Annotated in this window: 10 protein-coding genes; 5 read left to right on the forward strand and 5 right to left on the reverse strand. The window is 50.7% G+C overall.

Features of this window, described 5'->3' with window-relative positions:
* The first annotated feature begins 216 nt into the window (after positions 1-216).
* On the forward strand, positions 217-600 hold the full coding sequence (locus tag B4923_RS06285; protein ID WP_146187250.1) for a hypothetical protein: 384 nt from the start codon (positions 217-219) through the stop codon (positions 598-600).
* Positions 601-647: 47 nt separating this feature from the next.
* Here B4923_RS06285 and B4923_RS06290 read toward each other — a convergent pair whose 3' ends face one another.
* The 5 genes from B4923_RS06290 to B4923_RS06315 all read right to left on the reverse strand — a co-directional run bounded on the left by B4923_RS06290 (position 648) and on the right by B4923_RS06315 (position 3,257).
* A complete protein-coding gene (locus B4923_RS06290) occupies positions 648-980 on the reverse strand; it encodes a type II toxin-antitoxin system PemK/MazF family toxin (RefSeq protein WP_109053510.1) in 333 nt (110 codons plus the stop codon).
* Positions 981-1,238: an AbrB/MazE/SpoVT family DNA-binding domain-containing protein gene (locus B4923_RS06295; RefSeq protein ID WP_109053511.1), complete on the reverse strand. Its 258-nt coding sequence runs from the start codon at positions 1,236-1,238 to the stop codon at positions 981-983.
* Positions 1,239-1,398: 160 nt separating this feature from the next.
* Complete coding sequence (locus B4923_RS06300; protein ID WP_094107104.1) at positions 1,399-1,605, reverse strand: helix-turn-helix domain-containing protein; 207 nt, start codon at positions 1,603-1,605, stop codon at positions 1,399-1,401.
* Entirely contained in the window at positions 1,602-2,228 is a 627-nt protein-coding gene (locus tag B4923_RS06305) for an ash family protein (protein WP_281261833.1), read from the reverse strand. The genes B4923_RS06300 and B4923_RS06305 overlap by 4 nt, the downstream gene beginning before the upstream one ends.
* A gap of 633 nt (positions 2,229-2,861) precedes the next feature.
* Positions 2,862-3,257: a helix-turn-helix domain-containing protein gene (locus tag B4923_RS06315; protein WP_245929501.1), complete on the reverse strand. Its 396-nt coding sequence runs from the start codon at positions 3,255-3,257 to the stop codon at positions 2,862-2,864.
* A 460-nt stretch (positions 3,258-3,717) separates the two neighbouring features.
* On the opposite strand from B4923_RS06315, the gene B4923_RS06320 reads away from it, so the two are divergent.
* From B4923_RS06320 to B4923_RS06335, 4 genes are all read left to right on the forward strand, one after another.
* Positions 3,718-6,027, forward strand: a complete 2,310-nt coding sequence (locus tag B4923_RS06320; protein WP_109053513.1) for a tellurite resistance TerB family protein — start codon at positions 3,718-3,720, stop codon at positions 6,025-6,027.
* A gap of 3 nt (positions 6,028-6,030) precedes the next feature.
* On the forward strand, positions 6,031-7,347 hold the full coding sequence (locus B4923_RS06325; protein WP_109053514.1) for an ATP-binding protein: 1,317 nt from the start codon (positions 6,031-6,033) through the stop codon (positions 7,345-7,347).
* Complete coding sequence (locus B4923_RS06330) at positions 7,344-9,542, forward strand: DEAD/DEAH box helicase (protein ID WP_109053515.1); 2,199 nt, start codon at positions 7,344-7,346, stop codon at positions 9,540-9,542. The genes B4923_RS06325 and B4923_RS06330 overlap by 4 nt, the downstream gene beginning before the upstream one ends.
* Before the next feature lie 711 nt (positions 9,543-10,253).
* On the forward strand, positions 10,254-11,450 hold the full coding sequence (locus B4923_RS06335; RefSeq protein WP_109053516.1) for an IS110 family RNA-guided transposase: 1,197 nt from the start codon (positions 10,254-10,256) through the stop codon (positions 11,448-11,450).
* Positions 11,451-11,480: the final 30 nt, after the last annotated feature.

Genomic DNA, 11,480 nt, shown 5'->3' on the forward strand with positions numbered 1-11,480 from the left:
TGAGCAGCCGCCCGCTTGCGCGGGTTATCCCCCGGATCGTCCTGATCCCCCTCCGGTATCGGTTCACGTTCTCCTATGGGTAAATGGCCTGAAAAGGTGGTGTCAGAATCCCGCCATGAGCTGGCGCAGTGGCGTTCTCTGGCGCAGGTCTGAAGGGCTGGTGCGTCACTTTCCCGCTTGGCGCGGTTAAAGTGACGCACTGGACTGGCGCAGTGATTGAAAATTGAAATGCTGGTGCAGGATAGCGGTCACTCGGCAGCAAAGCCGCTGTCTTTGCTGACCGCACAGTTCATAAAGGTAAAAGGCGCTGATAATCAGCAGGTTCAGGAATGTTCGGCTGCGATAGGCAGCAACAATAAACCATCAAGTGTAAGGTATGACCCCGACCGCGATGCGGTTCGGCAGTTTTCAGGGGCATTGCCGTATCGGGCGACCAGCCTGAACGTCAGGCCGCTTCTTGCAAGTCATGAAGCGTGGGCGTTGTCCGCAGACAACCTATTGCATGGCAGAGCCTACGCCGTCGCTACGGCGGCTAAAAGCAAAAATTATCTTGAGGAAGAAAAGATTGTTTACTGCCGGGACATCATTCCGCACAAATAAGCAAGGGCACTGTTGCAGCGCCCCTATTCAGTTAACGTAAAACGCCATCAGCTAAGGATTGTCCCCAGTCGGGCCAGCACCTCGTTTACGATACTGTCAGGAATACGCTCCAGCCTTCTGCCGTTTCTGGCCCCCATATCAATGGTTCTGGGCTGGTCGCAGCGAACAACACCCGTGGTTTTCGTTCCCGCGCCATCCAGTGAAACGGCAAAACCGGCCATTCGGGCGAAGTTTCCGCCGCTGGTGACAGGAACAACAACGGGTAATCGGGTGATCTTGTTAAACGGTGCCGGTGAAACGATAAGCACCGGGCGTTTTCCGCTTTGCTCATGCCCGGCGGTGGGATCAAGTGAAACGAGCCAGATTTCCCCTCTGTCCATTTACAGGATCTCCTTACCCACGGGAAGCGCGTTGACCCACTCCCGTTCTTCCTCACTCATTTCAGCATGCGGATCGCACTGCGCCAGTAGTTCGGCAAGCGAATACTGAGGTCGTTTTTGAGGTTCAATAATCAGGCAGCCGTTATCAATGGTCACCCCGACCTCGCTATCCGGCGACAAATCCAGCGTTTTCAGCACGGCGGGAGGCACTGCCAGCATGACAGATCCTCCGACTTTTTTCAGACGAGTGGTATACATAGCGCACCTCCAGATATTATATTTTAATATAACATTGCCACATGAGGATGTACAATTACTAATCACAAACTCCTTTAAAAGATTATTGGTTGATTTTTGAGTAATCAGATAAACAGGAGAAACGGCGCAGAACCCGTATCGGATTTGCGCCGGTAGAACGTCAATGGTAGCGAGAAGGCCAGATTTGCTCAGGCGCGACGCCCAGCGCTTCAGCAATCAGCCTTTCACCTTTGGGCCAGTGTTTTGTCAGCGCATTCGCCAGCGTGGAAGAGGCCAGCCCCGCGTTACGCGAAACCGCCGCCATCGACGTTCCCCGCTTTTTCAGCGCCGCAATAATATCGGCGGGGTGCCAGTCCTGTTGGTTCATACGGCCACCTCATCAATGCCTTTCACGCCGTCAGCAGTGCGTATCCAACGCGGGGCTTTCAATTCCGAAGCAAAGTAATCAACCAGTTCCGCCAGGAGCCAACGCAATTGTTCTTCCGCTTGTGGCGGAAACATCCGGCAAAGCAGAAGCTGAGTCAGGGTAAAACAGTAATCGCAAAGCGTATCCGCATCGGGAGCAAAACGGGGAGAGTTTGTGGGCAAGGTATCAACGGTCAGGCTGTCTATCAGGTGAGGCGGAATGAGATCGCGCAGGCCCGGTCTCAGCAGCGCAAGACCGGCGGCAAGCCGACCGCAGAGAGCCATCTTCAGTACAGGATCGTAGCTTTCCGCCTGAATATCTGCGCAATTTTCGCAATGATCGGCCAGCACGGTAAAGTCTGTATCGGCATTAAAAGGGAAAGAAAGTAAAGGGTGAGTTTGATCGAGGGTTGTAGCCATAAGGCAGCCTCCAGTGAGTAACAAATTATTCCCACCACCAGAGAGGTCAATCTCATGGGTGGTGGAGCCGGGCGGGGTTGACCTTACCGGCCTCACTGACACCGGCGCGTCTTGCGACGCCCCCGCCCGGCCCACCATTGAAACGTAGCCGAACGCACGACACAAAAAAAGCGCAGACGCGCCTTGTGTCGTCAGTGAAGTATTTCAGGAGGTCAATCCCGGCACCTGATTTTGCAGATGCTGAGAAAAGATACCGCTTTAGGTAACTAACGGCAAGAAGGTTTTATGGTGTGCGGATCGCAACTGCAATGATGCTGTTGGTAAAGAAATGGCAACCATATGTTTTTATTTTATAAAATTTCGTTTTTATGAGTCTGGCTGCTCCAACGGGATATGCTGGTCGCCGCGGTCTTAGGGGCGCAGGTCTGTGTATGCAGGGAAATCGTCATGGCTTTTTCTCCGTCAGTGGTGTGATTTTCGTCTTCGTATCGCTTGGCGGTTGGCTTTCCCTGCGTCGTTCTGGCCCGCGAGGGCGCAGCATGTGTGCCATTTACCCTTGAGGGACAAGTTGTGCCGGGAAACGATTACCCGGAAGCCGATACAGGAACGAAAAGCACACAGGAGAAAAATTTTGCCCCTGCATAGCCGAACGTAGCGCCCTTTGTTCCGCAGCGGTGAAATGGGTTTGAATTTAACGGTATTAGTGTGATTACCAAGGGATACTGACGGTATAATTACCAGGCGATTTTGACGCAACCAGATTACCAATTCCTCATATATCTATCAATCAAACAGCAATCAGGCCGTTTGTTGTATTGATTTTGCTCTGGCGACGCATAAGGCAATCGTGTTCATGTTTTGGCGAAGCCAGATACTACGAACACCTCCGGGACTGATGTCCATACCGTACTCAGCCTTCACTTTCAGGGCGACTTTTTGTTGACCCAGATGAGGATGCTCGGTAGAAAATTGCACAACTGTATTCTCAATGCTGAGCTCTGTGCAGTTTTTATGCCTCACATTAGGCGTTTCCTGCCGTTTAAGTGCGTTGATCCCACTTTCTTTAAGAAGTCGTCGGTGGCGGTAAATTGTATCGCGGGATACGCCGCTCAGGCGTGATGCTTCGGCGACATTACCAAGCTTGTCAGCCAGGGCCAGTACATCGAGTTTTTTCTGGACGTCGGTTTCTTCCATTGACGCTTTAACGGGCTCAATAACCTCTGACACCTGTAATTGTCTGCCTGCGAAGTAGTCACTGAACTGCTCATTTTTGCCTTTTCTGATTTCGATCTTCTGGTGCGCGATGGTCTCCAGCAGGATCGTGAGCTCTGCTCAGCAAACAGGTGTGTTTTGCCAGCCAGTGTAAAGGTTCTGCCGAATCTCCATCTATGTGGCTGTTGTTCACATGTTAGCGCAATAACGCAACAGTACCCGGAGGCCTCGCATTAGTCCGTCTTAAGAATTAACTGCCGACTTTGCGCATTTAGCTGCTAGCTAATGGTTTTATCGGTGAAAACCAATGAGCTAAATTGGTCATGTTTTGATTTTAAACTTCGCAATACAGAAGTATTATTTTAGGATTAATCCACTTCCTCCTATTTTCCCTCGCCATTTTTTCGGCGTATGAGAAAAGTCATTCTTAAGGTTATTACCCATGGAGCTATGGATATTTATAGCGGCGATTTATGTAATTTATCTACTGTTTTTCAAAAAGAAAAAATATAAATCTGTAGATTCTTATCCTTCCAAAATCGTGAAAGCGCCACCTAAAGAATGGCTTGCTGACATCAAGAAAAAAGAGGCTGTTGTGAGAAACGATGACAGTGAAGATGATGATCTGGCAACTTTTACACTGGATGGTCGTAATGTCGAATACAGAATAACAACGACTCAACGTCAGAATACCTCAAAAACTACTACTGGTACTTTGGCTCGATGGGTATTGCCGGGTGATGTGACCACTGTGGGTAGTGTGGAGATTACCGGTGGTTACTTTTATTTCGGTCAGCGGATGAAGCCCGCTGGGCAGAGCTTAAGCGGCTATTATGATGATGGCACTGAGGCATCATTAATTGACGACACGCTCAATATTCGCCACAAACCTTATCTTTATGAAGATAGTTCATTGGGATACTGGCCCAGCTATTCCTCGCTTTCAGCTGATGCGCGCGGCGCGTATCTAAACTGGCTTGCCAGTGATAGGTCCGACGCGTCATGCCCTGTAGGTTACGTATTTATCTATCTGTATGGGCTGGAAAGAAAGGCACTTGTTGACTGCCGGGATGGTAATACACCTGACGCAGAGTTCCGTACTCTATTTAATGAAATCTGCCGGTTAAGATCGGTATTCATTGAGAACCGCTCTTTCCGGAATTACTCGTCCCAGTTACTGGAAGCAATGTCTATTCTGCGCCCAGATGTTGATCTGGTTGCCGATCTTGGCCGTGATTCGAGTTTCAGCAATGGTATGCTGTTTAAGCTAGCGCTGGCAAAGGCTGTGGATGCTGGAGTTCCTGTGTCAGCCGATCTGGCGCTGACGTGGGTAACAAATCACACGGAGTATGCGTTACGAACTCCCGCCCGCCGCTGTGCGAAAGAATTCGCTGCGCTTTTCAAACGGCGCTATACCCTCAAGTACGGTGAGGGTATGGTTGTCAAACCGAATCAAACGCGACTGCGTCTGGATTACAACCCTGCAAGTCCCAGCTTGCGCGGCGTTCGCCTTCCTGTTCCAGACTTGCCTGACCCTAGTGCATTGAAGGGACCAGTCCAGAAGATCATGACGCTTGCAGAGATCTGTACAGATGAACTGGATGCTTACAGCCGCTATCTTGGCAGGAAAGGTACATCAGAAAATGATACTGCGGCAATCATGTTGCTGCCTATGGAAATCATCAATGAAAGCGCAGGAAAAGTTTTAAATACATTCAAACGCTGGGCTGATGAAGTGATAGCGAGTCACAAGGGGTTAACCACCGTTGCTGACTTTTGGGCACATATGGGAGCCACTTGCCCGGCGAAAATCAATAAAAAAGAGGCCGACCTGATGCGGGCCTTTGCACTGAAAATGGGCTACTGCCTGGCACCTGATCCGCTTTACCACCATGTGAAAGCAGAAGCTGACGGCACACTGGTTTTATTTGCCGCTGGTGAGGGAGCGCGCTTACCGCCATCTCCGGCGTTTATCTCAGCGGTGATGGCGCTAAGGCTGGGGTCAATGGTGGCCTTAACCGACAATAGCCTTGATCAGGCCGAGCAGAAAGTGCTGGAAAATGCTATCGACCATAATTCTGGCTTTAGCGAAGATGAAAAACGCTCCTTACATGCGTATTTGACGTGGCAACTTCATACCCCGGCCAACATGGCTGGCATGAAAAATAGAATAGCGCTGTTGAGTGCGATGGAAAAATCAGCAGTAGGTAAGGTTATCGTGGGAGTAGCCTGCTCAGATGGCAGAATTGAGCCTGCCGAAATCAAACAGCTGGAAAAAATTTATTCAGGCCTAGGACTGGATCCTTCAACTATCTCCGGCAACATCCATCAGCATTCTACGGCAGAGGTTACCCCGCTGTCATCTGCATCAGCGAGTCTTGGGGCCGCTGAGTTCACGCTGGACGCCAGCGTGCTGGCTCACCATGAGTCAGCCACAGACGATGTCCGTAAATTACTTAGCGCGATTTTCACCGAGGACGAACCGGAATTGCGCGAGAGCACTCCCGTAGCCGGAGCGCAGGATGGTGGCCTTGATAATGCACATAGCCAGCTTTACCACAGGCTTTTGGAAAAGGAACAGTGGCCCCGGAAAGAGGTGTCGGAACTGTGCGAGAATTTTAATTTGATGCTCAGCGGTGCACTTGAGGTTATTAATGACTGGTCCTATGCAGTGGTTGATGCACCAGTGCTGGATGATGACGATGATGATATCTGGGTAGACCTGGAAATTGCCAAAGAATTAGAGGGATAGTTAATGTCTGTGACACGCATAAGAGTTAAAGAACGGGATGCTATTATCCAATCACTGAAGTCTGGTGTAACGCCAAGAATAGGCATTCAGCACATCCAGGTGGGCCGGATGAATGAGATAACGGCTCTCCATCAGGATATTGAGCGGGTCGCAGACGGCGGCGCGAGCTTCAGACTTATCATCGGTGAATACGGATCAGGCAAAACGTTCTTTCTGAGCGTTGTACGTTCTATTGCGCTGGAAAAAAAGCTGGTAACAGTCAGTGCCGACCTTTCCCCCGACAGGCGCATTCACTCATCGGGAGGTCAGGCGCGCAATCTCTACTCGGAGCTTATGAAGAACATGTCCACCCGCAACAAACCTGATGGTAATGCGTTACTCAGTGTTGTGGAGCGGTTCGTCACGGAGGCAAGGAAGGAGGCTGATGCGGATGGCACTACAGTCTCGTCGGTTATTCACCAACGCCTGGCTGCTCTGTCCGACATGGTGGGAGGATATGACTTTGCTAAAGTCATCGATGCATTCTGGCGCGGACATGAACAGGATAACGAGACGTTAAAATCCAATGCCATTCGCTGGCTTCGGGGTGAATACACCACAAAAACCGATGCCCGAAACGATCTCGACGTCCGGACTATTATCTCAGACGCCTCGTTTTACGATTCATTGAAGCTGGTAAGCCTGTTTGTTCGTCAGGCAGGCTATGCAGGGTTACTGGTCAGCCTCGACGAGATGGTAAACCTTTATAAGCTGAACAACACTCAGGCGAGGACTGCAAACTATGAACAGATCCTGCGGATCCTGAATGACTGTCTGCAGGGTTCTGCCGAGAATATTGGTTTTGTTCTTGGAGGCACGCCCGAGTTCCTGTTTGATCCGCGTAAAGGGCTCTACAGCTATGAGGCGTTGCAATCGCGTCTGGCGGAAAATCGGTTCGCTCAGAAAGCAGGAGTGATTGACTACTCATCACCTACGCTACATCTTGCCAGCCTCACCCCAGAGGAATTGTATATTTTACTGAAAAATCTTCGCCATGTTTATGCAGGCGGAGAGCCAGAAAAGTATCTGGTATCAGATGATGCGCTTACCGGTTTTCTGCACCACTGCAGTAAAATCATCGGAGATGCTTACTTCCGTACCCCCCGAAACACCATCAAAGGTTTCCTGGATATGCTGGCCGTGCTGGAACAAAACAGTACGATAAGCTGGCAGACGCTAATCTCGGGTGTAGCGATTGAAGATGACAGGCCCAGCGACATGGATGAGACCATTGCGCAGGAAGAAGAGGATGATAACGGCCTGCCCAACTTCAAATTATGAGCAGCGCATACGATAGTCTCGATCCCCGCGTCCGTAAGTGGGTTTATAAGCAGGGCTGGTCTGCATTAAGGCCCCTGCAAGAAAGCGCTATCCCGGTAGTTTTAGCCCGTGACCAAGACGTGTTAATCAGTGCAGGTACGGCAGCAGGTAAAACAGAGGCTTTCTTTCTGCCTGCCTGTTCAGCGATTGCAGATATCACAGGTGGATTTGGTATTATCTATATCAGCCCGATTAAGGCGCTGATTAACGACCAGTATCGACGTCTTGAGAGCCTTGGCGAAGCGCTGGATATGCCGGTGACACCATGGCACGGTGATGTACCGCAAAGCAAAAAGAAGAAAATACGGACTGGCCCAGCAGGCATCCTTCTTATTACGCCAGAATCGCTTGAGTCTTTACTCATAAATTCATCGGGTTGGATTAAACAGGCTTTTTCGTCAGTAGCCTACATTGTTATTGATGAGTTTCATGCCTTTATTGGTACTGAGCGAGGCATGCAGTTGCTCTCCCTTCTCAACAGAATTGATCATGTACTGGGCCGTCATGCGAATCCGGTTCCCCGCGTTGCGTTGAGCGCTACGTTAGGAGAACTGGATAAAGTGCCCGAACTGTTGCGTCCGGATCAGCGATTGCCCTGCGAAATTGTGACAGACAGCAATAACACAGCCACACTGCAAGTGCAGGTTAAAGGCTATCTGATACCGGTGACCGAAAAAGGAGAAGAGCCACAAAGCTCAGCAGAAAAACACGTCTGCGCTGACATTTTCAGACTCTGCCGTGGAGACTCCCATTTAGTTTTTGCAAACAGTCGAAAGCGCACTGAAAGCATTGCGGCGACGCTGAGCGACATGTGTGAGGAAAATGTTGTTCCCAATGAATTCTTTCCTCATCACGGCTCCCTGTCTAGGGAATTACGCGAGACGCTCGAAGCCCGCCTACAGCAGGGTAATTTGCCTACAACAGCAGTCTGTACCATGACGCTTGAGCTGGGTATTGATATCGGTAAGGTGCAGTCGGTTATACAGGTTACTCCTCCACATTCCGTCTCCAGCCTACGTCAGCGTATGGGCCGGTCAGGACGGCGAGATTCGCCATCGGTTCTGAGAATGCTGATCTCTGAGCAAGAACTTACCGCAACCAGCGACATGGTAGACTGCTTGCGGCTACAACTGGTTCAGTCGATGGCGATGATTAGATTGATGATCACTAAGCGATGGTTCGAACCGGCTGATGCCCGCCAGATGCATTACTCCACGTTGCTGCACCAAATCCTTGCGATCACAGCGCAATGGGGCGGGGTTCGAGCCGATCAACTTTGGTCACAACTGTGCCAGACTGGCCCCTTCCGGAACATCGACTTAACTGATTTCAAAACTCTGCTTCGGCATATGGGGGGATACGGTCTGCTGACACAACTTGCTAGCGGTGAAATGGTTATCGGGGCTGAGGGAGAGAAACTGACTAACCATTATACGTTTTACGCCGTGTTCAATACTCCAGAAGAGTTCCGCATTGTCACAGGAAGCCGAACCCTTGGCACAGTACCAGTGGACTCTCCCCTTCTGCCTGACCAGCACATAATCTTCGGTGGACGCCGCTGGAAAGTGACAGAGATCGAGGTGGAAAAAAAAGTTATCTATGTCGAGGCGACCAAAGGCGGCCAGCCGCCACGGTTTAGTGGTGGGGGTATGTCTGTTCATGATGTTGTTCGCCAAGAGATGCTCGCCATATACAGGGAGAATGATTATCGCATCGCGATAGGAAGTAAGAGAGTCGATTATGCCGATGCCACCGCCAGAAGCCTCTTTGCAGAAGGATGTGACAGTTTTAAGCGTTTCAATCTGCAAAACTCCCATTTTATTTCTGACGGCCAGCGTAGTTATGTTCTCCCCTGGATGGGGGATAAAGTCGTTAATACAATAACGGCCTTACTCATACGTAGCAGCTTTAAAGCCAGTTCATTTGCAGGTGTTATAGAAATAGATGACGCAAGTGTACCCACTGTCCAACACGCGCTAAAACAAATGCTATTTTCGGGCTTGCCTTCAGAATCAGAACTCGCTGCAGATGTTCCAGAAAAATATCTGGATAAATATGACGATTATCTGCCGAAGTCCCTGCTTGAGAAAGGATATGGAGCAAAGGCGTACAACATTGAAGGCACGCAGATCTGGCTACAGAGAAATATTCTGTAGTCTATTTTCGTAATAGGGTATAAAAAATTTATTTATACCCTAAATTATTCGCAACCTTATTTTTTATTTCCCTGTGGATTTACTAGGTTTTAACTCCGGAGTATTACCGGGAGTATCCTTATTATCACGCCGACGTTTATCAGGTTTTCCTGTCGATTTAGCAATTGGTTTAGGACCAGGTTTAAGAGCCATGATAGTTATCCTATAGCGGTTTGAGAGGAAAGCCCTCTGCATAGATATATGGGATGTGATGAAAGCTTTCAATTGAGATTGACTGCCTTCCAACGATTAACTCGCTATTTTGTGAGCTATGCCCGCTTTGGCATAATGCAGTCATTGCGAACGTGGCACGGTCCGCTTTGAGCGGCCAGGAGCGGAGATTGTGGACTTAATTTTAAGTATCAAGCTGAATTCAACCACTCACATTTAGGTCCGCGGACAACTCAGTTGCCGATGTCCCAGCCATCTTCATCTGGAAGTGCCCGTTACTTTATTCAAACCCCTTATAATGGGGTGTTAGCCAGCCAGACCCGGCATGATTGCAGCCCCCAGTCGTCCATGATCCGGGGGGTGATGTCACCGGGTCTGGTGGGGCGCGGGTAACCGCTAATAGGGGCCAGGTCAGGCACATTTGCCGGGACCGTCTGTAACGTGGATGCCGGTACCTGCTCCCCGTGGTTATCTGGTTAACACGTATACAAGGGAGACAGAATGACCGAATCCAGCGATTACGAATCAGTCCAGGTCTTTATTGGCGTTGATGTCGGTAAAGATACCCATCACGCCGTTGCCGTTAATCGTTCAGGTAAGCGCCTGTTCGATAAAGCATTACCTAACAACGAAGCCAAACTCAGGTCGCTAATATCTGACCTGAAACAGCATGGTCAGATACTGCTGGTCGTTGACCAGCCAGCCACCATCGGTGCATTACCCGTCGCGGTTGCCCGCACTGAAGGCGTTCTTGTCGGACACCTTCCCGGGCTGGCAATGCGCCGCATCGCCGACTTACACGCCGGTGAAGCCAAAACCGATGCCCGCGATGCAGCCATCATCGCCGAAGCTGCCCGTACCCTGCCTCACGCACTACGCACGCTAAAGCTGGCGGACGAGCAAATAGCCGAACTCTCCATGCTCTGCGGCTTTGATGATGCTCTTGCTGCACAGACAACGCAGGCCAGTAACCGTATCCGCGGCCTGTTGACCCAGATACATCCGGCTCTGGAGCGCATCCTCGGTCCGCGACTGGATCACCCGGCAGTGCTCGATCTGCTCCAGCGATATCCCTCACCCGAAAAACTCGCTTCCCTGGAGGAAAAGAAGCTGGCAACCCAGCTCAGCAAACTTGCGCCTCGTCTGGGAAAACGCCTTGCTGCAGATATCACCCAGGCACTGACCGAGCAAACCGTCGTCGTTCCCGGTACGAATGCTGCTGTCGTTGTTCTGCCACGCCTGGCACTCCAGCTCATCACGCTGCGTAAGCAAAGAGATGAAGTGGCCCTTGAGGTAGAACAGCGGGTTCTTGCCCACCCTCTTTACCCGGTCCTGACCAGCATGCCCGGAGTCGGTGTCAGGACCGCAGCCAGACTCCTTACAGAAGTCGCTTGCCGCGCCTTCGCCTCTGCTGCACATCTCGCAGCCTATGCCGGTCTTGCGCCCGTAACCCGGCGCTCCGGCTCATCCATACGAGGGGAGCATCCCTCGCGACGGGGTAATAAGACACTCAAACGGGCTCTGTTCTTGTCGGCCTTCGCTGCGCTCAGAGATCCGATATCCAGGGCCTACTACACACGTAAAATGAGCCAAGGAAAACGGCACAACCAAGCGCTTATCGCCCTGGCAAGACGGCGCTGTGATGTCCTGTTCGCCATGATGCGCGACGGGACTTTTTACACCCCTACGGCGTCATAAATATGCTTGACAACTTAATAGGGGCACGTT

It is taken from the genome of Brenneria roseae subsp. americana, assembly GCF_003115815.1.
In the GTDB taxonomy this organism is placed as follows: Bacteria; Pseudomonadota; Gammaproteobacteria; order Enterobacterales; family Enterobacteriaceae; genus Brenneria; species Brenneria roseae.

What these genes read in the sequence shown, in the direction of transcription:
- B4923_RS06290 (WP_109053510.1), bottom strand. Translation starts at nt 980, where the DNA reads ATGGACAGAGGGGAAATCTGGCTCGTTTCACTTGATCCCACCGCCGGG.
- B4923_RS06295 (WP_109053511.1), bottom strand. Translation starts at nt 1,238, where the DNA reads ATGTATACCACTCGTCTGAAAAAAGTCGGAGGATCTGTCATGCTGGCA.
- B4923_RS06300 (WP_094107104.1), bottom strand. Translation starts at nt 1,605, where the DNA reads ATGAACCAACAGGACTGGCACCCCGCCGATATTATTGCGGCGCTGAAA.
- B4923_RS06315 (WP_245929501.1), bottom strand. Translation starts at nt 3,257, where the DNA reads ATGGAAGAAACCGACGTCCAGAAAAAACTCGATGTACTGGCCCTGGCT.
- B4923_RS06320 (WP_109053513.1), top strand. Translation starts at nt 3,718, where the DNA reads ATGGAGCTATGGATATTTATAGCGGCGATTTATGTAATTTATCTACTG.
- B4923_RS06325 (WP_109053514.1), top strand. Translation starts at nt 6,031, where the DNA reads ATGTCTGTGACACGCATAAGAGTTAAAGAACGGGATGCTATTATCCAA.
- B4923_RS06330 (WP_109053515.1), top strand. Translation starts at nt 7,344, where the DNA reads ATGAGCAGCGCATACGATAGTCTCGATCCCCGCGTCCGTAAGTGGGTT.
- B4923_RS06335 (WP_109053516.1), top strand. Translation starts at nt 10,254, where the DNA reads ATGACCGAATCCAGCGATTACGAATCAGTCCAGGTCTTTATTGGCGTT.